Origin of the sequence: Thermoleptolyngbya sp. C42_A2020_037, assembly GCF_015272455.1 — a bacterium.
Classification (GTDB): domain Bacteria; phylum Cyanobacteriota; class Cyanobacteriia; order Elainellales; family Elainellaceae; genus Thermoleptolyngbya.
In genome coordinates this window covers 14435-40105 of sequence record NZ_JACYLP010000051.1, presented here as the reverse complement: position 1 = coordinate 40105, position 25671 = coordinate 14435, and the positions used below count along the sequence as shown (strand labels likewise).

General features: G+C 57.2%; 20 protein-coding genes and 1 tRNA gene. 10 read left to right on the top strand and 11 right to left on the bottom strand.

Features of this window, described 5'->3' with window-relative positions; translation table 11 throughout:
* Positions 1-872 precede the first annotated feature (872 nt).
* Together IGS16_RS18575 and IGS16_RS18570 are read left to right on the top strand one after the other, a co-directional pair.
* Positions 873-3566 (top strand): DEAD/DEAH box helicase, encoded by a 2694-nt coding sequence (locus IGS16_RS18575; protein WP_297087998.1) that lies wholly within the window; start codon positions 873-875, stop codon positions 3564-3566.
* A 914-nt stretch (positions 3567-4480) separates the two neighbouring features.
* Positions 4481-6520 carry an elongation factor G gene (locus IGS16_RS18570; protein WP_297087997.1) on the top strand — a complete coding sequence of 680 codons (2040 nt, stop codon included), beginning with the start codon at positions 4481-4483 and terminating at the stop codon, positions 6518-6520.
* 55 nt (positions 6521-6575) lie between these two features.
* On the opposite strand, the gene leuS is transcribed toward IGS16_RS18570, so the two are convergent.
* The 5 genes from leuS to IGS16_RS18545 form a co-directional block, all read right to left on the bottom strand.
* Entirely contained in the window at positions 6576-9146 is a 2571-nt protein-coding gene (gene leuS, locus IGS16_RS18565; protein ID WP_297087994.1) for a leucine--tRNA ligase, read from the bottom strand.
* A 204-nt stretch (positions 9147-9350) separates the two neighbouring features.
* Positions 9351-10604, bottom strand: a complete 1254-nt coding sequence (gene arsJ / locus IGS16_RS18560) for an organoarsenical effux MFS transporter ArsJ (protein WP_297087990.1) — start codon at positions 10602-10604, stop codon at positions 9351-9353.
* A gap of 59 nt (positions 10605-10663) precedes the next feature.
* A complete protein-coding gene (locus IGS16_RS18555) occupies positions 10664-11698 on the bottom strand; it encodes an ArsJ-associated glyceraldehyde-3-phosphate dehydrogenase (RefSeq protein WP_297087988.1) in 1035 nt (344 codons plus the stop codon).
* 100 nt (positions 11699-11798) lie between these two features.
* A complete protein-coding gene (locus tag IGS16_RS18550; RefSeq protein WP_297087986.1) occupies positions 11799-12926 on the bottom strand; it encodes a PstS family phosphate ABC transporter substrate-binding protein in 1128 nt (375 codons plus the stop codon).
* Between the two features lie 473 nt (positions 12927-13399).
* Positions 13400-13720 (bottom strand): helix-turn-helix transcriptional regulator, encoded by a 321-nt coding sequence (locus IGS16_RS18545; RefSeq protein ID WP_297087984.1) that lies wholly within the window; start codon positions 13718-13720, stop codon positions 13400-13402.
* A gap of 467 nt (positions 13721-14187) precedes the next feature.
* On the opposite strand from IGS16_RS18545, the gene IGS16_RS18540 reads away from it, so the two are divergent.
* Positions 14188-15615 carry a DEAD/DEAH box helicase gene (locus IGS16_RS18540; protein ID WP_297087982.1) on the top strand — a complete coding sequence of 476 codons (1428 nt, stop codon included), beginning with the start codon at positions 14188-14190 and terminating at the stop codon, positions 15613-15615.
* Positions 15616-15623: 8 nt separating this feature from the next.
* Here IGS16_RS18540 and IGS16_RS18535 read toward each other — a convergent pair whose 3' ends face one another.
* From IGS16_RS18535 to IGS16_RS18525, 3 genes are all read right to left on the bottom strand, one after another.
* Entirely contained in the window at positions 15624-16889 is a 1266-nt protein-coding gene (locus IGS16_RS18535; RefSeq protein ID WP_297087980.1) for a murein hydrolase activator EnvC, read from the bottom strand.
* Entirely contained in the window at positions 16814-17449 is a 636-nt protein-coding gene (locus tag IGS16_RS18530; RefSeq protein ID WP_297087979.1) for a LysE family transporter, read from the bottom strand. Before IGS16_RS18530 ends, IGS16_RS18535 begins: the two co-directional genes overlap by 76 nt.
* 64 nt (positions 17450-17513) lie before the next feature.
* Positions 17514-17975 carry an Lrp/AsnC family transcriptional regulator gene (locus IGS16_RS18525; protein WP_297087977.1) on the bottom strand — a complete coding sequence of 154 codons (462 nt, stop codon included), beginning with the start codon at positions 17973-17975 and terminating at the stop codon, positions 17514-17516.
* Positions 17976-18463: 488 nt separating this feature from the next.
* Here IGS16_RS18525 and IGS16_RS18520 point away from each other — a divergent pair, with 488 nt between their 5' ends.
* The 6 genes from IGS16_RS18520 (at position 18464) to IGS16_RS18495 (ending at position 21626) form a co-directional block, all read left to right on the top strand.
* Positions 18464-19339: a M48 family metallopeptidase gene (locus IGS16_RS18520; RefSeq protein ID WP_297087975.1), complete on the top strand. Its 876-nt coding sequence runs from the start codon at positions 18464-18466 to the stop codon at positions 19337-19339.
* Positions 19318-19399, top strand: a tRNA-Leu gene (locus tag IGS16_RS18515). Before IGS16_RS18520 ends, IGS16_RS18515 begins: the two co-directional genes overlap by 22 nt.
* Before the next feature lie 196 nt (positions 19400-19595).
* A complete protein-coding gene (locus IGS16_RS18510) occupies positions 19596-20255 on the top strand; it encodes a Uma2 family endonuclease (protein ID WP_297087973.1) in 660 nt (219 codons plus the stop codon).
* Between the two features lie 23 nt (positions 20256-20278).
* The gene (locus IGS16_RS18505; protein WP_297087971.1) at positions 20279-20875 is read left to right on the top strand and encodes a Uma2 family endonuclease; all 597 of its coding nucleotides are present in this window, start codon (positions 20279-20281) and stop codon (positions 20873-20875) included.
* 196 nt (positions 20876-21071) lie between these two features.
* Positions 21072-21317, top strand: a complete 246-nt coding sequence (locus IGS16_RS18500; RefSeq protein ID WP_297087969.1) for a hypothetical protein — start codon at positions 21072-21074, stop codon at positions 21315-21317.
* A gap of 72 nt (positions 21318-21389) precedes the next feature.
* Positions 21390-21626 (top strand): hypothetical protein, encoded by a 237-nt coding sequence (locus tag IGS16_RS18495; protein ID WP_297087967.1) that lies wholly within the window; start codon positions 21390-21392, stop codon positions 21624-21626.
* Between the two features lie 151 nt (positions 21627-21777).
* On the opposite strand, the gene dusB is transcribed toward IGS16_RS18495, so the two are convergent.
* The 3 genes from dusB to gltX all read right to left on the bottom strand — a co-directional run bounded on the left by dusB (position 21778) and on the right by gltX (position 25149).
* Complete coding sequence (gene dusB / locus IGS16_RS18490; protein ID WP_297087965.1) at positions 21778-22836, bottom strand: tRNA dihydrouridine synthase DusB; 1059 nt, start codon at positions 22834-22836, stop codon at positions 21778-21780.
* A 95-nt stretch (positions 22837-22931) separates the two neighbouring features.
* Positions 22932-23639: a hypothetical protein gene (locus tag IGS16_RS18485; protein ID WP_297087963.1), complete on the bottom strand. Its 708-nt coding sequence runs from the start codon at positions 23637-23639 to the stop codon at positions 22932-22934.
* 55 nt (positions 23640-23694) lie between these two features.
* Positions 23695-25149, bottom strand: a complete 1455-nt coding sequence (gene gltX, locus IGS16_RS18480) for a glutamate--tRNA ligase (RefSeq protein ID WP_297087961.1) — start codon at positions 25147-25149, stop codon at positions 23695-23697.
* A 227-nt stretch (positions 25150-25376) separates the two neighbouring features.
* Between gltX and IGS16_RS18475 the strand changes: the two genes are divergently transcribed.
* Positions 25377-25670 carry a hypothetical protein gene (locus IGS16_RS18475; RefSeq protein ID WP_297087959.1) on the top strand — a complete coding sequence of 98 codons (294 nt, stop codon included), beginning with the start codon at positions 25377-25379 and terminating at the stop codon, positions 25668-25670.
* Position 25671 lies beyond the last annotated feature (1 nt).

Below are 25671 nucleotides of genomic sequence, written 5' to 3'. Positions count from 1 at the left end.
ACAAACCGAACCCAGCTTCAGTGATCCGGCAGATCGTGCTGGACTGAAGATGTCGTCAGAATTACAGGGCAATCCCCGTGATAACCATAGCATCAACCGCAAAAGGGGGAATGACATCTCTGGCAGTGACACTTTGGGCGATCGCCCTTCGCTGCACCCTTCGCCGCACTCTGCCCAGGCTCCAATCACCCGCTGGTTTTAGACTTGTTCCTAAGATGGTCAGAAAGATGGTCAGAACTTGCCTATCCAGTTGTTTTAACGCTAGACACGCGCCAGCAACCCCTGTGCCTTTACCTAAGTGGGTCATCATACTGCATAGTCGTGAACTTTCCCTGAAGGCTTTCACCCTGTTGTGGTTCTTCTGATGCAAGCTGGCAGAGTTCTGAAGTTTGCACACGACACGGTATCTTGTTGGGAATGGCAGAATTGGGAAATAGATTGAGTGGAACGCTCGAATGGAGAAATTGAGCAGCACTGCAAATTGAGCGATTATGAGCAACTTATGAGCAATTAAGCTGAACAATTTCAGCAACATTTACGGGAGAGATATTGCGTTGGCAGGGGCGATCGCGCGGATGGCAGAGTCCGCCCCAGATCCACAAACCCTGAGGGAGCAATGCTGGATGGATAGGCGTCTGATTGGTTATCTGATCTTTGAGTAGGCCACCCTCCGACAAGGCAGCAGCAATGCCCCGAACAACGCTTGTCCTGCGGTAGTGATCCCTGTTTCCTGAATCGCCCAAACAAACCATCCCGATCCGGCTAGCCGCAGGCAAATCCACAATTTCCTCAAGATACCGGAACCGTTCGATGAAATAGCCGATACAATTGTTTCCCATCCTAGACTCACCCTAAGTTCCCAGGCAAAACCCGTGGATGTTTCTTCTGCCCCATTTCAGCTCGATTTAAATCAAGTGTTCCCATTTGAGCTGGATGCCTTTCAACGGGAGGCGATCGCCGCCCTAGATGCCGGAAAATCTGTGGTGGTCTGTGCGCCGACGGGTTCGGGCAAAACGCTGATCGGGGAATACGCCATTATTCGAGCGCTGAAGCAGAACGAAGAACTAGCGGCTCAAGGCGGCAGACCATGCCCCCGTCGCGTGTTCTACACCACCCCGCTCAAAGCCCTGTCAAACCAGAAATTGCGCGATTTCCGCGATCGCTTTGGGGAGCAAAATATTGGCTTGCTCACGGGCGATGTGTCGATCAACCGCGACGCGCCGATTCTGGTGATGACGACCGAAATCTTTCGCAACATGCTCTACGGCACGCCCATCGGCGAAGTGGGCACGTCGCTTGAGGGGGTAGATGCGGTCGTGCTGGACGAGTGCCACTACATGAACGATCGCCAGCGGGGCACGGTCTGGGAAGAATCCATCATCTATTGCCCCAAAGAAGTGCAGCTCGTGGCGCTCTCGGCCACCGTCGCCAACAGCGACCAACTCACCGACTGGATCGACCGAGTTCACGGCCCCACCGCGCTGATCTATTCCGACTTTCGCCCCGTGCCGCTGGAGTTTTACTTTGGGTCGCCCAAGGGTCTGTTTCCCCTGCTCAATGACGAAAAAACCGCCGTCAACCCCCGCTTCAAGAAAAAGCGTGGCAAACAGCCCAGGGGTCGGCAAGAGCCAACGAAAATTTCCTTTCTAGTCAGCCAGCTTCAGCAGCGCGACATGCTGCCTGCCATCTATTTCATCTTTAGCCGCCGGGGCTGCGACCAGGCAGTGCAGGAAATCGAAAATTTATCCCTGGTGAATGAAGCCGAAAAAGCTCAGCTAAAAACCTTCATTGACCTGTTTCTGGAGCGCAACCCAGATGCCGTCCGCGCCAGCCAGATTGAACCACTGTATCGAGGCATCGCGGCGCACCACGCGGGCATTCTCCCAGCCTGGAAGGTGCTGGTGGAAGAACTGTTTCAGCGGGGGCTGATCAAGGTCGTGTTTGCCACTGAAACGCTAGCTGCTGGAATCAACATGCCCGCTCGCACCACGGTTATTTCCAGCCTGTCGAAGCGGACGGATCGGGGGCATCGCCTGCTGATGGCCTCAGAATTTTTGCAGATGGCGGGGCGGGCCGGGCGGCGCGGCATGGACGACCGGGGCTATGTGGTGACGGTGCAAACGCCGTTTGAAGGGGCAACGGAGGCGGCGTACCTAGCGACGCAGGGCGCAGATCCGCTGGTGAGCCAGTTTACCCCCAGCTACGGCATGGTGCTGAATCTGCTGCAAACGCACTCGGAGGAGGAGGCGCGGGATCTGATCGAGCGCAGCTTTGGGCAGTATCTCTCTACGCTGTATCTGCGGCCGCAGCAATTGGCGATCGCCGATCTGGAGGACGAAGTCGAGCAGCAACAGGCGCAAATCGCCCATGTCGATGCCGAAATTCTCAACAGCTACGAAAAGCTGCACGACCGGATCAAAGAAGAGCGCCGCATTTTGAAATATCTCCAGCAGCAGGCGCAAGAGTTGCAAGTGAAGGACATGCACGCGGCGCTGCCGTTTGCGATCGCCGGAAGTATTCTCTCGCTCAAAGGGAAATATGTACCCGTTGCCAAGCCCTTGCCTGCGGTACTGGTGGCAAAGACGCAGGGCGGCGGGCAGTTGCCCTATTTTGTTTGCCTGGGGCAAGACAACCGCTGGCGCGTGGTGACGGCAAACGACGTGGTGGGCCTTCATGCCGAGCTGCCCCGCATAGCGCAGGTGGATCATTTAACCGTGCCGCCAGAACTGCCGCCAAAACCGGGGCAAGTCCGCTCTGGCTCAGAAGAATCGGCGGCGATCGCCCAGCAGATTCCGCCCATCCCCGCCCCGACCGAGCAGGCTCCCGAAGTTATAGAACAGCAGGCAAAGGTGCGGGAGCTAGACCTAGAGCTACAGCGACACCCGGCGCGTCAGTTTGGCAATCCGGGACAAATTTTGAAGCGGCGCAAACAGGTCGAGCGGCTGTTGGAGGAATTGGGCGATCGCCGCGCCAAGCTAGAGCGCCACACCCATCGCTACTGGCAAGAATTTGTAAACCTGATGGAAATCTTGCGGCGGTTTGGCTGTCTGGATGGCGTAGTGCCGACGGAATTGGGACAGATCGCCGCCGCCATCCGGGGCGACAATGAACTCTGGCTGGGGCTGGCGATGGCATCGGGCGAGCTAGACGATCTCGATCCTCATGAACTGGTGACGGTCTGCGCGGCGCTGACGACGGAGGTGTCGCGTCCTGACGTATGGACGAGCTACCAAGTCTCTGCCGGAGTAGAGTCGGCGCTGGAAGGACTCCGCAGCACGCGCCGCCAGCTGATCAAGCTTCAGCATCAGTATCAGGTGGCGCTGCCCGTGTGGATGGAGTATGACTTTATTCCGCTGGTAGAGCAGTGGGCGCTGGGGGTGGAATGGCCGGAACTGTGCGTCAATACCAGCCTGGATGAGGGCGATATCGTCCGCGTGCTGCGGCGAACGCTGGATTTTATGTCGCAGCTTCCCCATGTGCCGTACCTGCCGTCTAGCCTGCGGGACAATGCCCGACGGGCGATCGCGCTGATCGATCGCTTCCCGGTGAATGAGGGAATTGAGTAAGGGCACGACCCTTGCCCCCTCATCCCTGCATCCTTAACTCCTGCCCCCCTTAACCCCTGCTCTATATCCGAGCCAACAGCCTTGGGGGATATCCCCCAAACCCCCTTTTGCAGGGGACGAAGCGTCCCCCACACCCCCTCCTAAGGGCGTGTCGGTGAGTGTCAGAGGTCGCTTCGCATTGCAGGAGTGACGGGGGCATCACCCAAAGCCCCTCAAGCGTCCCGCCACCTTGCTCCCTGTCACATACATCCGTACCACCCGTCGCACCCAGCACAGCGAGAACCTTAAACACCCACTGAGAAACGAGGTCGGAGGGGGTTTGGGGGACGCGCTTCGTCCCCCAAGCGGGGGTTTGGGGGAAAGCTTCCCCCAAGGCTGTCGGATCGGACGAGACAATCTTTTCCCAGAACTGTTGGCTCAGACAAAGCTAATGCAAACTGTTACCATCGGTAAATTTTTTTAACTGGGGATCATCGCCAGATTATGGCCAGGTTAATCTGAAGCTATGCAGTTGGGATCACTCATTGATCTTCATTGATCAAGGATTCCTGCCTGAACATATCTGCAAAGTGCCAATGCGAAATACCAGCGAATTCTTTGAGATTGATTAAGTTGGAATGGGGCGATCGCCCTCGCGCTTCTCTACACAAGCACGAGTCGTTTTATACCGCTTCTTGATACCCGAAGTGCCGTTTGAAAAACCTGTGGGAACGGTTAATTCTTGACCCTCTCTGATTCAACTCGTCAAGAGTTAATCGAGAGATTAATCAAGACTAAAGCACTTCAGTTTTTAATAAAACGCCCGGTCTTTCGTCTCAAAACTTCTCAACCACATCGGCAGAAATCCTCTGTTTTCAACTGCTTGAACCCTATCAGGGTGAGTCATCAAGCTGAAACATCAGGAGGAATATTTTATGTCTGAAACTGTTGGCAAAAATGCGGAAAGCCGTACTAGAACCGTGGCGATCGTGGGGCCCTATCTCAGCGGCAAAACGACGCTTCTCGAAAGTTTACTCTTTGTCACTGGAGCCGTTTCCCGCAAGGGCAGCGTGAATGACAAAAACACGGTCGGGGATGCGTCACCCGAAGCCCGCGATCGCCAGATGACCGTTGAAATCAATGCCGCCAGCACTCAGCATGGCGGCATTTTATTTACCTTTCTCGACAGCCCCGGCTCGGTCGAATTCGCCCAGGAAACCTGCAACGCCCTGATTGGTGTTGATGCGGCAATCGTCGTCTGCGAACCCGACCAGGCGCGAGTGCTGACGCTGGCTCCGCTGTTTCAATTCCTCGACGACTGGGAAATTCCCCACCTGGTTTTTATCAACAAGATGGATCGAGCCAACGACAGCTTTGCCGACATCCTGAACGCGCTAAAGCAAGTGTCGAGTCGTCCCTTGGTGCTGCATCAGTATCCCATCGGTCAGGGCGAACATTTGCAGGGTTTTATCGACTTGGTGACGGAGCAGGCGTATCACTATCATCCCGGTGCGCCCGCAGACCCCGTGCCGCTGCCGGAGGAACTGCGCGAGGCTGAACACGCCGCCCGTGTCGAAATGCTGGAAACGCTGGCAGATTTTGACGATCACCTGCTGGAGGAACTGCTGGAAGAAATTGAGCCGCCAGAAGAGGAAATCATCACTGATTTGAAAATGGAACTGGGCGCAGACCTGATTGTGCCCGTGTTCATCGGCGTGGCCGAGAAAGATTTTGGCGTGCGGCCGCTGCTGGCGGCGCTGCTGCGGGAGTGTCCCGAACCCAGCGTCATGGCAGAACATCGCGGCATCCCCGCAGGCGACGAGCCGCTGGCCCAAGTGCTAAAGACCTACTATACGCCCCAGGGTGGCAAGCTATCGCTGGTGCGCGTCTGGCGCGGAATGCTGACGGACGGCATGACGCTAAACGGGGTGCGGATGGGCGGCATGTATCGCCTGATGGGGCAGCAGCAGCAAAGCGTGCAGCGGGCCTATGCGGGCTGCGTGGTGGCGCTGGCGCGGATGGAAGGCGTGAAAACGGGCGACACCCTCAGCACCGGCGGGGTTGCCGTTGATGCGCTGCCCAAAGCAGGGGCGATCGCCCCCGTTTATGCCCTCGCCCTCACCGCCGAAAACCGCAACGACGAAGTGAAGCTGAGCAGTGCCCTGACGAAACTGCTGGAAGAAGACCCGTCGCTCTATTGGGAGCAGCATGGCGACACGCGGGAAGTCATCCTCTGGGGCCAGGGCGACATTCACCTGAAGGTGGCCCTCGATCGCCTGCGCCGCAAGTACGGCCTGCCCATGAGTACGCACCTGCCGCAAATTCCCTACAAAGAAACGATTCGCCGTCCTGGCAAGAACGTCCACGGCCGCTACAAGCACCAGACGGGCGGACACGGCCAGTTTGGCGACGTGTATATCGACATCAAGCCGCTGCCCCGTGGCGAGGGCTTCCAGTTCAGCGAGAAGATTGTGGGCGGCGTGGTGCCCCGACAATACATTCCCGGCGTGGAAATTGGCGTGCGGGAATACCTGGCTCACGGGCCGCTGGGCTTTCCGGTGGTAGATGTGGCCGTCACGCTAACGAACGGCTCCTACCACAGCGTCGATAGCTCGGAGCAAGCGTTTAAGCAGGCAGCGCGGCTGGCGATGCAGGAGGGACTGCCCAAATGCGAACCGCAGTTGCTGGAACCCATTTTGGCGATCGCCATCTCGATTCCTGCTGAGTTCACCTCGAAGGTGCTGCGGCTGGTGAGCGGGCGGCGCGGTCAGGTACTCGGCTACGACGCGAAGGAAAACTGGCGCGGCTGGGATGAGGTATCGGCTTACCTGCCCCAGGCAGAAATGCATGACCTGATTGTGGAATTGCGATCGCTCACGATGGGGGTCGGCTTCTTCCGCTGGCAGTTCGACCACCTGCAAGAAGTGCCCGATAAAGTCGCAGAGCGCGTCCTCGCCCGCACAAACGGCGGCTAGATGGGTCGCCCGTGTTTCAGTCCTGAATCCCCCTTTTAGGGGGGATTTTTTTGGGTTATTGCACAACGAAGTTGACCAGCTTACCCGGCACCACAATTACCTTCTTGATCGTCTTGCCCTCGATATAGCGCTGCGCCAGTTCTGATTCCGTCGCCAGTTTCTCCAGCGTTTGGGCATCGGCTCCCGCAGGCACCTGAATCGTGCCCCGCGTCTTGCCCATAATCTGAATTACCAGCGGAATTTCGTCCACCACCAGCGCCTCTGGATCGGCCACCGGCCAGGCGTGATGATGCACCGAGTCGGCATGTCCCAGCAGATGCCACAGTTCCTCAGCAATGTGTGGCGCGAAGGGAGCCAGAAGCGCCAGCAGCGTTTCGATGCCCTCCGCATAAACCGGAGACTCCTTGCAGGGAGCATCATTCAGCGCATTGCTCAGCTTCATTAGCTCCGACACTGCCGTATTAAACTGATAGTCGCCCTCCAAATCTTCAGTGATTTCCTGAATTGCTGTATGAATCGCCCGCCGCAGGTCTTTTTCGGGCTTGGTCAGTTCCCCAGAACCTTGCGGCTTTGCCCCCGATGCCTGGAATTCCGCAACCAAGCGCCAGACGCGATTCAAAAAGCGGAACTGCCCTTCCACATCGGCATCGTCCCATTCCAGATCCTTCTCTGGCGGCGCTTTGAACAGAATGAACATGCGGGCGGTGTCTGCGCCGTATTTTTCCAGCACGTCCTTCGGGTCGATGCCGTTGTATTTCGACTTCGACATTTTCTCGAAGACAACCTCTAGCTGATCGCCCGTGGCAGGATCGCGGGGATCAGACAGGTCGGCAATATCTGCTGGAGCGATGTATTTGCCCGTGATTGGGTTCTTGTAGGCGGCCGCCTGCACCATGCCCTGCGTCAGCAGGCGCTTGAAGGGTTCGTCGAAGTTGAGCAAATAGCGATCGCGCAGCACTTTGGTAAAGAACCGCGAATACAGCAGGTGCAAAATCGCGTGTTCAATGCCGCCGACATATTGATCCACCGGCATCCAGTCGTTCGTCTTGGCCGGGTCAAAGGCGGCATTCTCATTTCGCGCATCAGGATAGCGCAGGAAATACCACGACGAACAGATAAACGTGTCCATGGTGTCGGTTTCGCGCTTGGCAGGCGTGCCGCAAGTCGGGCAGGGCACATTCACCCAGTCCTCTAGCTTCGCCAAGGGCGACGGCCCGCGTCCCGAAAACTCCACCTGCTCCGGCAGCGTCACCGGAAGCTGGTCATCGGGAACGGGCACCGTGCCGCAACTTGGGCAATGCACCACCGGAATCGGGCAGCCCCAATAGCGCTGCCGCGAAATCAGCCAGTCGCGCAGGCGATAGTTGGCCGTGCCCTTGCCTTTGCCGTTGGCTTCCAGCCATTTCACAGCGGCTTCCACGCTCTGCCCCGCGCCCTTGCCTGCGGGGATGCCGTCCAACGGCCCAGAGTGAACCATCACGCCCTCGCCCGCATGGGCGACAGTCATCGTGTCGCCGTCCAGCGTCTCGCCCTCCGGCTGCACCACGACCTTCACCTTTAGCCCAAACTTGCGGGCAAACTCAAAGTCGCGCTGGTCGTGGGCCGGAACGGCCATAATCGCGCCTGTGCCGTAGCCCATCAGCACATAGTCGGCAATCCAGACGGGAATTTTTTCGTCATTGACCGGATTAATGGCGTAGCTGCCCGTCCACACTCCTGTTTTTTCGCGATCTTCCGCCGTGCGATCGATCTCGCTCTTGCCCGCGGCAGCGATTTTGTATTCTGCTACGGCGGCGGATTGGTCAGCCGTCGTCAGCGTGTCCACCAAGGGATGCTCTGGCGACAGCACCATAAAGGTCGCCCCCCACAACGTATCGGGGCGCGTGGTGTAAACCGTCAGGTCGTCGCCCGTTTCGGTCTTGAACACGACCTCTGCGCCCGTGGACTTGCCGATCCAGTTTTCCTGCATGAGGCGGACGCGCTCGGGCCAGCCGTCGAGCTGGTTCAGGTCTTGCAGCAACTGCTCGGCGTAGTCGGTGATTTTCAAAAACCACTGTTTTAGCAAGCGCCGCTCCACCTTTGCGCCCGATCGCCACGATTTGCCCTCACTATCGACCTGCTCGTTGGCCAGCACGGTCTGGTCGATGGGGTCCCAGTTCACCGCTGCTTCTTTTTGGTAGGCCAGCCCCGCCTGGAAAAATTGCAGAAAAATCCACTGCGTCCATTTGTAATAGTCGGGCGAGCAGGTGGTGACTTCGCGATTCCAGTCGTAGGACAGCCCCAACCGCTTGAGCTGGGCCCGCATCTGGGCGACGTTCTGATAGGTCCACTTGGCGGGTGCAACGCCGCGATCGATCGCTGCATTTTCCGCAGGCAGCCCAAAGGCATCCCAGCCCATCGGGTGCAGCACGCGATAGCCGCGCATCCGCTGCACGCGGGCGATCACGTCGGTAATGGTGTAGTTGCGGACGTGGCCCATGTGCAGGTTGCCCGACGGATAGGGAAACATGGACAGCGCGTAAAACTTGGGCTTGCTGGGGTCTTCCAGCGTCTGGTCTAGCCCTTGCGCGTCCCAGGCAGCTTGCCATTTTTCCTCAATCTCGGCGGGGTTGTATCGGGACTCCACGAACGCAACTCCTTGTGTGTCTTGGTTTGCAGGGATGGGGAACGGAAAGTATTCTCCATTTTAGGCCGAAATGCAGCTTGCCCGGAGGGTTGGACCATGCGGAGATTTGGAGTCGTCCGTGGGACACCCCGTTGAGCAGAGGATTGAGTACAGTGTGTGTCTAAGTAGGCGGGTGGGCAAGAGGGCGATCGCCCCGATTTGCGCTTATTCCCCGTCCGCTTTCCAGACGACGGCCGGCATCGGCTTAGGATCGGGCAGCTTTATCTCGATCAGCCATGCCAGTAGCACAAACAAGCTAGACACCCAGAGGCAGCCCACCAATCCGAAAAGCTGGTAAATTAATCCTGACAGGACTGTTCCCGCCAGTCGCCCCGCCGAGTTGGCCATGTAGTAAAACCCGACATTCAGCGCTACTTTGTCATCATCGGTGAACGCCAACACGAGATAGGAATGAACGGCTGAATTGAACGCAAAGATGATGCCAAAGAGCATTAGTCCCACCACAATGACTATATCTGGGGGAAGATCAGTGGTGAGACCGAGGGCGATCGCCGCTGGAACGGCTGTCAGAATCAGCGTCCAAAACTGAATCGTCGCAGCGCGGGGCGGCTGTCCGCCATTAAAGCGACGCAACAGAGTCGGCGCGAGGAACTGAATGATCCCATAGCCAATCACCCAGCAGGCCAAGAAGCCGCCCGCCTGAAAGAACGACCAGCCCAACACACTCCGCAGGAAAACCGGAAGCCCCACGACAAACCATACATCACGCGAACCGAACAGGAAAAACCGCGCCAGCGACAGAATATTGATCTCGCGGCTCTTGGAAAAAAGCTGCGTAAATTTGACCTTGGACTTGATCTTGCCCATGCCGCTGGGCAGGAAAAAGCCCGTTAGCAAAATCAGCGCCAGACCCGCCGCCATGATCCAGAGCGATCGCTCAAACCCAAACAGCGCCAGCAGCGCCGCCCCCAGGAAAAAGCCCACACCCTTCAGCGCGTTTTTGGAACCCGTTAGCACTGCCACCCATTTGAACAGCGACGACTGCGCCTCCTGCGGAACGACTAGCCGAATCGCGCTCTTGGAACTCATCTTGGTCAGGTCTTTGGCAATGCCCGATAGCGCCTGCGACACCATCACATACAGCACCGCAAACCACTGCGCCCAGTCGCGATTCAGCCACGACAGCATCAGCAGCGCCACCACCTGAAGCGCAATACCCGCATACAGCGTCACCTTTAGACCCAGTTGCGACCCGATCCACCCGCCCAAAAAATTGGTGACAATGCCAAAGATCTCGTAAAACAGGAACAGAAACGCAATTTCCAGCGGCGTATAGCCAATCTCATTGAAATATAGCAGCACCAGCATCCGCAGCGCCCCGTCTGTCAGTGTAAAGCCCCAATAGGCCAGGGTGACGAGGGCGTAGTTTTTGACGTTGGCAGCTTGGGTGACAGTCATAGAGAGTTGGGGTGACGGGGTGTGGGGAGTGAAGCTGACGATGGGTTTGGGACGCTCGATCATGTCCGCAGAACCGCTACCTTCCTTGCCAGTTCCGCCATCCGGTTCGCATACCCCCACTCGTTGTCATACCACGCCAGAATTTTGACCTGCGTGTCGTCGATGACCATTGTGGAGAGCGCGTCGATGATGCTGGAGCGGGGATCGTCTTTGTAGTCGATAGAGACGAGGGGGCGCTCTTCGTAGCCGAGGATGCCTTTTAGTGGGGTGGTTTCGGCAGCAGTTTTGAGAAGCTGGTTCACCTCTTCAACGGTCGTAGGGCGAGCGACTTCAAATACGCAGTCGGTGAGGGAGGCATTGAGCAGGGGGACGCGGACAGCGAGGCCGTTGAGCTTGTCTTTCAGTTCGGGATAGATGAGGGCGATCGCCGTTGCAGAACCCGTCGTCGTGGGAATCAGCGACATCCCCGTAGCGCGGGCGCGGCGCAGGTCTTTGTGGGGCGCGTCTACGATCGTCTGCGTGTTGGTGTGGTCGTGAACCGTGGTAATCACGCCGTGCTTGATCCCAATGCCTTCGTGAATCACCTTGACTACGGGAGCCAGGCAGTTCGTGGTGCAAGAAGCCGCCGTTAGCAGGTGATGCTCAGCCGGATTGTAGCGGTGGTCATTCACACCCATCACCACATTCAGTGCCCCCGTTTTCACCGGAGCCGCCACAATCACCTTCTGCACACCACGTTTGAAATATGGCTCCAGCGTTTCCACTGTGCGAAACTTGCCCGACGCTTCTAGCACCAGATCTACGCCATACTCTTCCCAGGGCACCTCGCCAGGGCTGCTGTATTCGCTAAAGCTGAGAGATTGGTCGTCAATGCAAATTCGGTCATTCCCTTCCGCCGCCACGTCATGTCCCCAGCGCCCATGCACCGAGTCAAACTTTAGCAAGTGTGCCGCGCATTCGGCTCCGCCTTTGACCTCATTGATGTGGACAAACTCCAGTTCGGGCCAACCCCACGCCGCTCGCAGCGCCAGTCGTCCAATTCGGCCAAAGCCGTTGATCCCAACTTTGATGGGGGAAGCGTGTGTAACAGTCATGCGGGGTCAGGGGTTGGGAGATTGCAGAGGAAGGCTTGAAATCAAGCGGGCACAGCTTAGCCATGAGACTAAACCGTGCCCGCGTTTTGTCGAGTGCTGCTTAGAAGGCGGCTTCTTTTTGCAGCAGGTCTTCCAGTTTCAGGTTGGTGGGGGCTGATCCAGCAAATACGGTTCCCACCTTGCCCGTTTGGAAGTGGGTCAGGGCAATGTTGTAGACCTCGTCGGGCAGGGGGATATAACCGACAACCCTTGCCAAAAATCGGCCGTTGTTGAGGTAGTACTCCACAAACTCTTTGAGCTTGGGATTCTTCTCAGCAGAATCAGCGTTGACGTAGATAAAGAGCGGGCGTGCCAGGGGTTGATAAATTCCTTCTCGAACCGCCTCTGCGGAGGGTTCGACTGGGCCCGCGCCATTGTCGATTGGCACGGCTCGCAGCAGGGTGCGACTTTCTTCAAAGTAGGCAAGACCAAAATAGCCCAGCGCATTGGGGTTGTTGCGAACGCCGCGCACCAGATCGTAGTCATCTTCGCTGGCAGTGTAGTCTTTGCGGCTGGCTCCGGTTTCACCTACGATTGCCTCGGTGAAATAGTCGAAGGTGCCTGAATCGCTGCCTGGGCCGTAGAGTTCCAACGGGCGATCGGGGAAGGTGGAACGCACTTGGTTCCAGCGCGTGATCCGGCCTTCGGCGCTGGGTTCCCAAATCTTTTTCAATTCTGCGACGGTTAACGAATCGACCCAGTTGTTGTCTCGATGAACGGCCAGGGTTAGCGCGTCGTAGGCGACGGGTAGCTCGTAGTAGCGAACGCCCGCAGCTTTGCAAGCGTCCATTTCGCGCCGGTTGATGGGGCGAGAGGCGTTGCTGATATCGGTTTCGCCAGCGCAGAACCGGCGGAAGCCTGCTGAGGTGCCCGAAAACTCGACTTTGACTTCTGGATGATCTTTGCGCTCGAAGGCGTATTCTTTGACAACTTCATCGGTGATGGGATAGACCGTGCTAGAGCCGTCGATGGTGATGGTTGTCTCGGCCGGGGCGACGGGCTTTCCAGTGGTGTCAGTCGCGGCGGGTACCCCTGGTGACTCCGTAATAACGGGTGGTGTGGGTACGCTGCACGCCGTGATGGTGATACTGGTGGCGATCGCCATCACTGAATATCGAACCAGAGAATTTTGAACCAGAGAATTTTGAATCTTAGAAAGATTGGTGAGCGCTTTGATAACTGTTTTCATGGATAGCCTTACTCCTGAGTTGCATCCAGGTCTAGACCAACGTTGGCCTGCTAGTGAACACGATTGTCCAATCGCGTAGCCAGGAAACCTTTGTCGGCAGGAACACAGATGCTTTAAGTTTTGTTTATGGCGATCGCAAAAAATTGCAAAAAACTTGTCTCAAACCTCAATTGGCTGGGTTAGCAGCCCACCTAAAACTTGACTTGAGAATCAGCCAGAGCTAAAACCTTCAACCAGTTCAGCCCATCGGCCTCAGCCTGCCAAATCAGCAGCCTAAGTCAATTCTGTGAAATAAACCTAGCCTGTGAAATAAACCTAGACAAACTAAGAAATATTGATACATCAAATAAAGTCGATGAGTCAAGCCTCAATGTGGCCTGCAACACAGAAACTTTCAACGATTTGTTAAATCACGCGCCTGAGCCAAAAACCGCTCCAGACGACCCCTATCCCTCCGTCAGCAACCCTCGCCGCTAGGCACAGGGACGACCCGGCCGCGCCTGGGCACAGCGACAAAAATCTGCCAAAAACTGCTCCAATAATGCAAATTGCGACAGATTGAGGCTGTAATATATCCAGCGGCCCTCTTGACGAGCGATGACCAGCTCTGCTTCGCGCAGCGCCTTGAGGTGAAACGACAGCTTGGATTGCGACACGTCTAACACGTCGCACAGATCGCACACGCATAGTTCCTGAGTCCGCAGCGCGTCGATGATTTGCAGGCGCAGCGGTTCCGATAGGGCGTGAAATCCGGCAATGGTTTGGGCAGGAGTGAGGGCGATCGCTTCAGCCATTCTGAAATTTCTGAAATTTAGGAGTCGTTGTGAAACTTGAGGCTCCTAGTAAACAGCACGACATCAGTGCCAGACTCAAGTCTTTCCATTCTAAGAGTTGTCGGACAGATACCGGATGCCAAAATGCTGGCTTGCGGCGATAGAGGGACTTATTTGGGGCAGGCGCTGGAGCTATCAGCCTCAGAAAGTTCAACCAGTTTACAGATTTCTACCCTGCACGCAAACGCCCAAACATAGATTCTGTTGTAGATCTGTTAAGATGCAGGTTCGCGGCACGCGATTCCAGTCTGAGGCCGCATTGGGCAATTCTAAGAGCATTTCTCAGATCCTTTAGTTTCAGAGCAACTGGTTTTAACCGACGGGTTTCAATACAGTGCGCCAAGAATCTGTCCTGAAATACCCCTTTTCTCGATTTGCGGCAGGCTGGCGTTTCAAACGGCGCAGATCGAATCTATTTTGGAGTTTTAATGTCCTTTTCCGATCTCGGTCTGACCGATGAAATCGTCCGTGCGGTGACTGCACGCGGCTATACTCAGCCGACTCCGATTCAAGCACAAGCCATTCCCGCCATATTAGCTGGGCACGACCTGCTGGCCAGCGCCCAAACGGGCACAGGGAAAACCGCTGGATTCACGCTGCCAATTCTGCACCTGCTAGCGGCATCGGGGCGTGGTGCTTCTCCTGGCAAGCCCATGCCGCGCGTTCCCGTGCGATCGCTCGTCCTCACGCCCACCCGCGAACTAGCCGCCCAGGTCGAAGAAAGCATTCGAGAGTACGGCCAGTTTTTGCCGCTGCGCTCCACCGTGGTCTACGGCGGTGTGGGAATGCAACCCCAGGTGCAGCGGCTGCGCGGCCGCGTTGATATCCTAGTGGCCACGCCAGGGCGACTGCTGGATCATGTGCAGCAGGGCACGGTAGATCTGTCGCGGGTGGAAATTTTGGTATTGGACGAAGCCGATCGCATGTTGGATATGGGCTTTTTGCCCGATATTCGCCGTATCCTGGCGCAACTACCCAAGCAGAGACAGAATTTACTGTTTTCCGCCACATTCTCCGACGAAATCAAGAAGCTGGCCAGCGGGCTGCTTCATAATCCTGTCACGATTGAAGTTGCGCCGCCCAACGCCACGGCTGACCTGGTGGCGCAAAAGGTGTATCCCGTCGATCGCCACAAAAAGCGCCAGCTCCTGACTCACCTGATTCAGCAGAACAACTGGTTTCAAGTTCTGGTGTTTACCCGTACCAAGCACGGCGCAGACCATCTGGTAAAGCATCTGGGCAATCATCAGATTCCTGCGATGGCAATTCATGGCAACAAAAGTCAGGCCGCCCGCACCCGCGCCTTGGCTCAGTTCAAAGACGGCAGCCTGCAAGTGCTGGTGGCAACGGACATTGCTTCTCGCGGCATCGACATTAGCGAACTGCCCCATGTGATTAACTTCGAGTTGCCGCATGTGCCAGAGGACTATGTGCATCGGATTGGACGCACAGGGCGGGCCGGCACCGAGGGCGAGGCGGCCTCGCTAGTCTGCGTAGACGAGCTAAAGCTGCTGGCAGATATCGAAAAACTGATCCGGCGATCGCTCCCTCAGGAAATCGTCCCTGGCTTTGAACCCGACCTGAACGCCAAGCCAGAACCCATCCCTAACGGGCGCAACCGTCAGTCGGGCGGGCGCGGGCGATCGGGCGGCGGGTTAGGAGGTGGCTCAGGCGGCGGGCAAGCCCGTTCGCATTCTGACAGAGCGCCGGGTCGTGCTGCTGCCAAGGCTGGTTCATCGGGACGGGGCGATCGCCCTAAACCCAGTAGCAACACAGACAGCACCGATCCCAGCCGCCGTCGATCTCGCCCTGGCTCTCCGGGTTCCCGTCGCTCTGCCCGTCGCCCCGCTAGCTAAGGTCGGGATTACAAATAATTCAGCGGGTCAACGGGTTCACCGTTTTTGCGGACTTCAAAATGTAGGTGCGGCCCGGTGGAAAAGCCCGTGGAACCCACAGCGGCGATCGCCTCTCCCCGGCTGACCGCCTGCCCTTCAGACACATACACACGGCTGGCGTGGGCATAGAGCGTGGTGATACCGTTGCCATGATCGACAATCACCGATCGCCCGTAGCCGCCATACCAGCCAGAGTAAATCACCACGCCGCTATTGGCAGCGCGAATCGGAGTGCCCGTCGGTGCGCCGAAGTCGATGCCCGCGTGGAAGCGGCGATAGCCCAGAATCGGATGGACGCGATAGCCAAAGCCACTGGTTAGCCGCCCATCAGCAGGAATGCTCATAATACCGTTGCCGCGAATTACAATCCGGCTGCGCGACGCGGCGGCGAGGCGCTGGCGAATCAGGTTTGCCAGACTGGCAGAATCGCGAGCCAACTGCTCTTCGGCTTCTTCTAGCGCCCGCTGATCCTGTTTGAGCCGGGTAATCAGTTCTTCCTGGGTGGCCGCCTGCTGCTGATATTCCGCCCTCTGAGACTGGAGTTCCTGGGTAATTAGGGCAATCTCATTTTTCTGGCGCTCGACAGCGCGATGCCGGGCCACTAGCTCATCCGACTGTCGCTTGAGATCCACCAAAAACTGGTTGTCTGCCTGATAGACCCGCCGGAGTTGATAGCGCCGTTCTAGAAATTCGTTCAGGTTTTGGCTTTGCAGCAGCACGGCCCAGCCGCTGCTGTCCTTTTGTCGCTGCAAGAAGCGCAGCCGCGCCACAGTGGCAAACTGCTGCTGCTGATAACGTTCCTCTGCTTGGGCCAATTCTTCCTGAAGCTGAACCAGGCGCGTGTTGGCATCTTTTAGCTTCTTTTCGTTTTGTTGAATCTGGGCAGTCGTCGTGTTGATGCGGTCTTCCAGCGAGTCGAGCTTCTGCTGGGCAGAGTTTTCCAGATTTTCGAGCTGGTTGCGCTGCTGGTTCAGGGTCGATCGCTTTTGCTCGACCTGCTGTCGCTGTTGCCGGAGAGTATCCACCGAGGGCGAGGCCTGAGCAAGGACTGTGGGCAGGGCGATCGCCCCCGATTGAACCGTCCCCGATTGAAGCACCGCAGATTGTGCCAAAACTCGCATTCCCGCACTTCCCAGCAGCAGCACCGCCAGCACCAGCGCTATCCCCGCAGAAGAGATGCCAGCGCGACGCTGCCAAAGGCGATTAAGACGATTCCAGACCCTCGATTGACCCACTGTAAGCTGTTGGTTTTAGAAAAGGATGCTCGAAACAGACTGACACCGCCGCTCAGCAGCAGCCACCACAGCGCCGACCCCAAAAACACACCCAGCACCGTTACCGTAGCCGCCAGCGGGTCACCGCTAGAACTCGCCAGCCCCAGCCCAGCAAACACCGCCGCAAAGGACATGATAGTTGCTGGATTTGTCAGCGTTAACAAAATTGTCGAAAGATAGGCACCCCATAGCCCAGCGGCCCGAATTTTGCCGTCGCTCGAAGCGGCCACTGTGGCTGGCTGGGCGAGGAAGGTCTGCACCCCCAGGTAAATCAGAAACAGCCCGCCGACGAGACGAAACCACCCGGCTTGACCAATCAGGATAGCAGAGATCAGGGTCAATCCGTACGCGGCGATCGCCCCATATATAGCGTCTGCTGTGGCCGCGCCCAAACCCGATAATAACCCCGCCAGTTGCCCCTGAGTCAATGTCCGCCGAATGCACAGCACGCCAATTGGGCCAACCGGAGCAGCAATCGAAAACCCTATTAGTAGACCACGGGCAAACAGGGAGAGGTTCATTGTCGTTGAGGGGTTAGGGTCATGGGCTGATAGGGAGTTGGGGTTGTTCTATCACGCCAACCCTTCATTCCGCCCGAATGGGCAAAACGCTCGTCTCTTTCACCGTGGACAGCACAATCGTCGTGCGGGTGCGGAGGAGACCAGGAAGGCTCTTGAGTTCGTCGCTGACGAGGCGTTCCAGGGCTTTGGTGTGCTGGCAGCGGACTTTCAGCCAGTAGTCATCCTCTCCGGCGATGTGGTGGCATTCCTGCACTTCGGCGAGTTGCAGGACTTTCTCCAGGAAGGGGGCGCGGTGTTCGGGGCGCTCCAGCGTAACGGCGATGAAGGCGGTGAGGTGACAGCCTGCTGCCTCCGGATTAACCCGCGCGGTGTAGCCCAAAATCACGCCGCGTTCCTCTAGCCGCCGGACGCGATCGCCCGCTGCCGGGGCCGACAGTTGCAGCACCGTCGCCAGTTCGGCCCAGGTCATGCGGCCGTTCTGCATCAGGTGTCGAATCACTTTGGAATCGAGGTCATCCAGGGTCATGTAGTTAACATAGCAAAGTTATCCTATAAAAAACTTTCTTTTCTAAGGTTTTCTGTGTCTCAAGTTTTTGATGCCAGCACGAAATTTAGCCACCTAGGGCTTGTCTTGCTTTTGCGCTTCTCTAGCGGGGAACTTCTCAGCCTTCAGCACTCGTCCTCTATAGCTGGAGACTCTTGCGCTCCAGGCCTGGGAGGTTGGGGGGCTAACCTTCCAGGCAAAAAATTTTCACCCACTAATCTGCATAGGGCAAATCGCACAGGCCAATTTGCGTAGGGCAATTTGCACAGGACAATTTGCATAGGGCAAATCGCATAGGGCAAATCGCACAGGCCAATTTGCGTAGGGCAATTTGCACAGGACAATTTACATAGGCTAAAGTCCGCCGAGCCAGCAGTCTACAGGCGGGCTTGTCGCTAGAATGAAGAGAACCCGCGCGATCGCCCCATTCAGCGAAGATTTGCGCGGAATATTGCTCTCTGCCTGTTGCCATGCCTGCCAAAACGCCGCTCATTGGTCTGCAATCCGCCCACTTTCGCCACCCGCTCGATTTGCAAGCAACTCAGGCATTGCAGCAGCTTCCGGGGCTGGATTTAGCGATTCGTGGGCTGCTGGGGCCCGTAGCAGAGCAGTTTTTTCAGCTAGAAAACCTGGCCTCGGGGATTTTGGTGAGCGATCGCCAGTTGCCCCAGCTTCATGAACTTCTGCTAGAGGCGTGCAAGATCCTCGACCTGGAGCCGCCGCAGCTCTACGTGCGGCAAAACCCCACACCCAACGCCTACACCTTTGCCATGCGCGGCAAGCAGCCGTTTGTGGTCCTCCACACCTCGCTGATCGACCTGCTGACCCCGGAAGAAATCCAGGCGGTGATTGCCCACGAACTGGGGCATTTGAAATGCGAACACAGCGTCTATCTGACGATGGCGAATATTGCGGTGCTGGCGGCGGGGCAACTGGGGCTGCCGCTGGGGCCGCTGGTGGCGCAGAGCTTGCAAGAGCGACTGCTGGAGTGGGTGCGCTGTGCCGAGTTTACGTGCGATCGCGCTGCGTTGTTGGTCGCGCAAGATGCCCGCGTGGTAGCCTCGGTGCTGATGAAGCTGACGGGCGGTTCCCCTGCACTAGCCAGCCAGCTTAACCTGGACGCATTTTTGGAACAGGCCCGCGCCTACGACGACCTCAGCCTCAGCGACATGGGCAAAATGCTGCGCGAAACCCAGACCGCCCAGCGCACCCATCCGGTTCCCGTGCTGCGGGCCCGAGAAATCGATCGCTGGGCCAGCAGCCAGGATTATGAAAAGCTGTTGCATCAGCGCCCAATCCCGTATAATGAAAAAGCTAAATCCCAGGGCGGGTGGCGAAACTGGTAGACGCACCACACTCAAAATGTGGCACCTTCGGGTATGCGAGTTCGATTCTCGCCCCGCCCATCTTAAAAACTCTGAAAGCGTCTGAAAAACAGTCTGAGGAGCAGAGAGCCTGAAACGCTGAATGGCTGCTAGCCTGAGCGCAACTACGTGGCTCAGTTCGTCGATCTTGACTTGATTTAAACCAATTCTCCCGACCCCATTCGATACACTGGAGGTCAGGAGATGAAGTTTCAGAGAAAATCCTCAGAGTTAATTCATGGTTGATGCGCTGTCGTCTTCGCCACGCCTGATCTCGAATGCCTGGGTGCCTGCGACCTGGGAGGTGTTTTTGGCAAGCTGCGATCGCCCAGAGGTTGAAAACGCCCAGTGCTATTACGATGCAGGCTGGATGAGGATCGAAACGATGCCAACGGGATCGGCACACGGGCAAGACAATTCGATTCTGGCGGCAGTCATTACGCTATATGGCACCCTGCGTGACCTTGCCTATACTGCTTTAATCAACACCAGCTTCCGGCAGCCGGGAGAGCGGGAGTGTCAGCCAGACTTGGCGTATTACATTGGTACAGATGCTGCCCGCCCACCCAAAAATAATCAGCCTGTGGATGTAACTGTTTGGGGTGCACCGACCCTAGCGATTGAAATTTCCTCCAGCACGCTCAGCGATGACTTGGGGCAGAAGCGGCTGCTGTATGAGCGACTGGGTGTACGGGAATATTGGGTGGTGAATGTGGAAGCAGCCACAATCATCGCATTTGAAATTGTGAGTGGTGGAAGTCGCCAGATCCAAGTTTCAACTGTGCTGCCAGACCTATCGCTGGCGATCGTGGAGGAGGCACTACGCCGCAGCCAAACGGAAGATCACGGTGCAGTGAATCGCTGGCTGTTGCACCAGTTTCAAGCCTTGAAGCGCTGACATTCAATTTGTAGGAACTTGCCATGACCCAGGCCAGAGCCACGTTTGCCAGCTTTGAGGAATACCTCACCTACAGCGATGCAGCGCCGCTGGAGGGTCGCTATGAGTTAATCGATGGGGAGCTAATCGAGTTGCCGCCAGAATCAGAGCTGAATAACTGGATTGCAGACAACTTGCAGTTTTTGCTGGCGATCGCCCATCTCTTTCCCCGTCGGTTGATTAAGACCCACGCTCTAGAACTCCAAGTGCCTGTGCTGCAACCCAAAGACGCAGCTAATCGCTATCCCGACCTGGTGGTACTGCGTCCCGAACATCTGGAGCTAACGCAACGACGGCTGACGATTACGCTGGAAATGCCCCCACCACGCCTAGTGGTGGAAGTCCTCAGCCCTGGTAAAACAAACCGCGATCGCGATGATGTGCGAAAGCGGGCCCAGTATGCAGCAGTCGGCATTCCCGAGTATTGGCTAATTGACCCGATCGCGCAGACGGTGACCGTGCTGTCGTTGGAAGGAAGCGCCTATCGAGAAGTCGGTACCTTTGGCACAGGTGAGGCGATCGCCTCCATTGAGTTTCCTGACCTGGCGATCGCCGTAGATCGTCTCTGGGACGAGGGTTAGGGGGATTCGCCCCTGATTTACCCAGGTATTTGCATCAAGGTTTATTAACTTATTGGCATCAGACCAGCGCTGGCATCTGTAATTTGTAAAAATGAATACAGAAATTTTTTCTGCTTTTTCTCGCTTTGGTGCGGGAAGAGCGCTTCTGTGTTGATTTTTTCTGCACTGATTTTTCATTGAGCCGGAGTCTGAAACTATGTCTCTTTACCCGACCGACACGGCGCGGCTGACGATAGACCTGGAGCAGGCGATCGCCCAGGGTTGGAACCCAGTCTGTCGCATCACCTACAACCGGGATACGTGGGTCAATCTGCTGCAACCGCTCAGTGCCTACAGCTTCAATGAAGCCAAGCTGCTGTGCCAGGAGGCTTCTGGGAGTTGGGTGGCATGGGTGCCGGATTATGGTGAGGTCGTGTTAGACCGGAGCGATTTCTACTGCTAGGGCGATCGCCGCTGAATCTGGTTTGAATCTGAATGCTTGAACCAGAGCCGTAGACCGTTACGAATACCAACGATGAACACCGACTCTGTGATTGACTGGGATGAGCTATTCGAGTATCTACCAGGAACGATGGTAGAACTCAAGGAAAAACCTGGCGTTTTATATCAAATTGAATCCTACGAAGCGCTCATGGTTCCCCCGATTTGGCTGGTGGGCGATCCGCGACCGCGCTATCCCAGTGATCTGAACGTCGTCTCACGGCGAGAGGTTCAGGTCTGTGAACTGGAGCCTCAGTCTACGCTGGGCTAGAATTGCCCTGCCACGGCACTTCGTTGCTTTACTTTTTATTACCTTTTTTTACTTTATTTATTACCTCATTGCGTCGCACCTGCGCTTTCCAGCAGGCGGGCAACCTTGGGGATAGCCCATCTGGTTCGCTTTTTCTAGAGCCGATGTCGATCTAAACTTCGACCAGTTCTGGTGCAGCGCCGGGCAGGTCGCTCCAATCATACTCAGACAATCGGGCGATCGCCCAGTCCAGCAGTTCCAGCCCTTGCTCCAGATTTTCGATGACGGCCAGCTTGCCGCGCAGCACCGCCGCATCGGGAAACCCCTTGGCATACCAGGTCATGTGCTTGCGGGCCTGACGAATGCCGCGATCGCCCTTATACTCCCACAGCATTTCCAAATGGTCGCGGGCACACTGCATCCGCTCCACCGGATTCGGCGGCCGACGCAACTCGCCCGTTTTCAGGAAATGATCCACCTCGCCCACTAGAAACGGATAGCCCAGCGTCCCCCGCGAACACATCACGCCGTCTGCGCCCGTTTCCTCCAGGCAGCGCACCGCCGCCTCCACCGAAAAAATATCCCCATTGGCAATCACCGGAATCGACAGCGCCGATTTCACTTTGCCGATCCACTCCCAGCGGGCGGGGCCGTTGTAGCCCTGGGCGCGAGTGCGGCCGTGCAGCGTCAGCATTTGTGCGCCTGCATCTTCCATCCGGCGGGCAAATTCCACCGCGTTGATTTCCTGATCGCTCCAGCCAATGCGCGTCTTCACCGTCACGGGCACGTTCACCGCCCGCACCACAGACCGCACAATTTCTGCCGCCAGCTCCGGCTGCCGCAGCAAGGAGGAGCCGCCGCCGTTTTTGGTGATTTTATTCACCGGGCAGCCCATGTTGATGTCTACGGTGTCTGCGCCTTCGTCTACGGCCTTTTGCGCGGCTTCGGCCAAAAAGTCGGGGCGACAGTCAAAAAGCTGAATGCTAATGGGGCGTTCGCTGGGGTCTACTTCCATAATTTTAGGAAGCTGCTTGACGTAGTGTAGCCCCGTCGCGTTGACCATTTCGGTGTACATCATGGAGGCAGGCGCATACCGCCGCACCAGCCGCCGAAACACCAAATCGGTCACGCCCGACAGCGGCGACTGCAACACGCGACTATTCACCTCAAAATTGCCGATCTTGAGCGGTGAGGCGAGGCGTTGCTGGAGTTCTGACGATAGGGTAATCATGGGCGGTTGACGAACGGCTGAGAGGGCGCTTTACCCAACGACGGGCGATCGCCCGACTTTTCCCATTATGGCAGGTGAATTGCGCCAACACGCCCTCACTCCGGCTGCTGCAACACCCGAATCACATAGGGAAAGTACCCGTTATTGCGATGGGAGCCGATCCAGATTTCGTAGCGACCGGGGAGCCACTGTCCGGCGATGCCGGGGTTGAGGCTCAGGTAATTGTCATTGCACCAGCTTCCGCCCGGCCCTTTGACGACGAGGGTTGTGTCTTCGGCGCTTTGCACCTGGAGGCTGAGAAACTCAAAGGGAGCCGTGAGCGTCAGAATATGGTCAGGCTGGGTGTCTACGAAGCCGAGGCAGGGCCCTGTGGCAGTTTCGGGGCGGCCGGCCACGTCGCTGGCTGGAAGGGGGCCGCCGCTGATGCCGCGAATCGTTTTGGGGCTAGGGTCTGCGCCGGGGGTGAGGGTGAGGTTTTCAAAAATCGTGCTGCCGCTGAACGGAGCGGGCGATCGCCGCTGGGTGCTGCGGGGAAACTGGGATGTGGGGCTGGGGGGCGCTGGCGCAGACTCCACGGGTGCTTCGGGCCGAACTCCAGGACTGGGCAATGCCGCAGGAGGTTCGACGGGCGCTGGCTCACCCGCATCTGGCTCCTCCGTCGGAAACGGCACCGCAGGCTGCAACGGGTCGGGCAGGGTGGGCTGAGCCTGGGCGATCGCCCCAGATGCAGAACCGAGAGCGGCGATCGCCAGCGGCAGCGCAGTCCAGACGAGAACCCGACGCAACGTTGCAGAATAAGGCATGGCAATTTGAGCGTTAAATAGCAAAGAGTCTAGGTGATTCGGGGCAGAGCGCAGGTTAGACAGGGGACTGGGCGATCGCCAGCGCTTGGGCCAGGCGGGCTTTGTCGATCTGCCGCTGATGCAGCAGCAGCCAGGATTGCACCAGGTCTGGCCCTTGCAGGTCGCCCGTCAGCGCTGCCCGCAGCGACTTCATCACCACGCCCTTTTTCACACCCGCCGCCTGCACGCCCTGCTGAATCACGTCCTGCACGGTGTCTGGCGTGAGAGCGGTCGTGTCTAGCGCCGTCAGGATGCCCTGAAGCGCCGTGCCCACGCTGGGCTGCTGGAGCTGCTGTGTCGCCGCATCGGTAAAGCCCACATCCGGCACGAACAGGTAGCGGGTCATCTCCACTGCGTCGTTCAGCTTTACCAGGCTGGGGCCGACGAGGGCAGCGACTTGTTCTAGCCAGGGGCGATCGCCCGTCGGGTCAAACTCGTAACCTGCCGCTTGCCATAGGGGAATCAGCAGGTCGGTCAGTTCGCCAATGGGCTTGTGATGCAGGTATTGGCTGTTGATCCAGTTGAGTTTGTCCCAGTCAAACTTGGCTCCAGCCTTGTTGACTCGATCAAAGCTAAATTGTTTCGCCGCTTCTTCCAGGGTGAAAATCTCCGACATGCCCTCCGGCGGCGACCAGCCCAGCAGCGTCATGTAGTTGGCGATTGCCTCTGGAGTATAGCCCATCTCGCGAAAATCAGAAATCGACGTAACCCCGTCTCGCTTCGACAGCTTTGCGCCCGCCGAGTTCAAGATCAGCGGCGTGTGCCCAAATTCTGGCACAGTCGCGCCCAGCGCTTCGTACAGCAAAATTTGCTTGGGCGTGTTGCCGATGTGGTCTTCGCCGCGAATCACCTGGGTAATGCCCATGTCGATGTCGTCCACCACCACGACGAAGTTGTAGAGTGGTGCGCCGATTTCGCCAGCCGCCGATGCGCGGGCAATGACCATATCGCCGCCCAGGTCGCGCCCCTTCCAGGTCACCGTGCCGCGCACCAGGTCAGTCCAGGAAATTTCCCGGTCGTCGTCGATTTTGAAGCGGATGACGGGCTGGCGACCTTCGGACACGAAGGCGGCTTCCTGCTCTGGCGTTAGATCCCGATGGCGATTGTCGTATCGCGGCGCTTCGTTGCGGGCTTTCTGGGCTTCGCGCATCGCGTCCAGTTCTGCGGGCGTGTCGTAGGCGCGATAGGCTAGCCCTTTGCCCAGCAATTCCTGAATTTTTTGGCGATATAGCTCGGTGCGCTGGGTTTGAAACACTGGGCCTTCGTCCCAATTCAGCCCCAGCCATGTCAGCCCATCGAGGATGTTGTCGGTAAACTCGGAGCGCGATCGCTCTAGGTCAGTATCTTCAATCCGCAGCACAAACTGGCCGCCATTGTGACGGGCGAATAGCCAGTTAAACACGGCAGTACGAGCGGTGCCGATGTGGAGCTTTCCGGTGGGACTGGGCGCAATACGAACGCGAACGGACATGTTTTAGGGGTTAGGGTTTAGGGATTGGGGGTTAGGTAGGCGACAGGGGATGGCGTGAGGGAATTGATGGCGATCGCCTCAGAACCACCCAACGACGCGCAGCAAACCAACCTTAAAGATTCTAGCGATTCATGGAACCAGACACCGACTCGTTTACCAAACTCATTTGAAGGGGTTTAGTGATATGAATTGAGTGGCTTTACACAGGTTGCCTCAGGACACTGGGAATGCCGAAATCTGAAACATTGGATAAACGCTATCCGCATCTCAGCCGATTCCTGTCGATTCAAGGCTGGATAGAAATTGGCGCTGATGAGTACAGCACCTCTTTCGTTCGAGCGTTTGATCCTGGCGGCATGATTCATGAAGGACAAGAAAGCTATGCCACGCTGGATGACGCGCTAGCAGACTTGAATCAGGGCGTAAAAAATATATGGAGGAGCATGGCATCTAGCCATAGGCCACTCCGAAACCTATACCTGATTCAATCTACCCAATGTGGTTTATCTTGCCTAATCTAGA

Bases quoted from the DNA above. Each gene is read 5' to 3' on its own strand.
- IGS16_RS18570 (WP_297087997.1), top strand. From the start codon at position 4,481: ATGTCTGAAACTGTTGGCAAAAATGCGGAAAGCCGTACTAGAACCGTG.
- arsJ (WP_297087990.1), bottom strand. From the start codon at position 10,604: ATGACTGTCACCCAAGCTGCCAACGTCAAAAACTACGCCCTCGTCACC.
- IGS16_RS18555 (WP_297087988.1), bottom strand. From the start codon at position 11,698: ATGACTGTTACACACGCTTCCCCCATCAAAGTTGGGATCAACGGCTTT.
- IGS16_RS18550 (WP_297087986.1), bottom strand. From the start codon at position 12,926: ATGAAAACAGTTATCAAAGCGCTCACCAATCTTTCTAAGATTCAAAAT.
- IGS16_RS18545 (WP_297087984.1), bottom strand. From the start codon at position 13,720: ATGGCTGAAGCGATCGCCCTCACTCCTGCCCAAACCATTGCCGGATTT.
- IGS16_RS18540 (WP_297087982.1), top strand. From the start codon at position 14,188: ATGTCCTTTTCCGATCTCGGTCTGACCGATGAAATCGTCCGTGCGGTG.
- IGS16_RS18530 (WP_297087979.1), bottom strand. From the start codon at position 17,449: ATGAACCTCTCCCTGTTTGCCCGTGGTCTACTAATAGGGTTTTCGATT.
- IGS16_RS18525 (WP_297087977.1), bottom strand. From the start codon at position 17,975: ATGACCCTGGATGACCTCGATTCCAAAGTGATTCGACACCTGATGCAG.
- IGS16_RS18520 (WP_297087975.1), top strand. From the start codon at position 18,464: ATGCCTGCCAAAACGCCGCTCATTGGTCTGCAATCCGCCCACTTTCGC.
- IGS16_RS18510 (WP_297087973.1), top strand. From the start codon at position 19,596: ATGGTTGATGCGCTGTCGTCTTCGCCACGCCTGATCTCGAATGCCTGG.
- IGS16_RS18505 (WP_297087971.1), top strand. From the start codon at position 20,279: ATGACCCAGGCCAGAGCCACGTTTGCCAGCTTTGAGGAATACCTCACC.
- IGS16_RS18500 (WP_297087969.1), top strand. From the start codon at position 21,072: ATGTCTCTTTACCCGACCGACACGGCGCGGCTGACGATAGACCTGGAG.
- IGS16_RS18495 (WP_297087967.1), top strand. From the start codon at position 21,390: ATGAACACCGACTCTGTGATTGACTGGGATGAGCTATTCGAGTATCTA.
- dusB (WP_297087965.1), bottom strand. From the start codon at position 22,836: ATGATTACCCTATCGTCAGAACTCCAGCAACGCCTCGCCTCACCGCTC.
- IGS16_RS18485 (WP_297087963.1), bottom strand. From the start codon at position 23,639: ATGCCTTATTCTGCAACGTTGCGTCGGGTTCTCGTCTGGACTGCGCTG.
- gltX (WP_297087961.1), bottom strand. From the start codon at position 25,149: ATGTCCGTTCGCGTTCGTATTGCGCCCAGTCCCACCGGAAAGCTCCAC.
- IGS16_RS18475 (WP_297087959.1), top strand. From the start codon at position 25,377: ATGCCGAAATCTGAAACATTGGATAAACGCTATCCGCATCTCAGCCGA.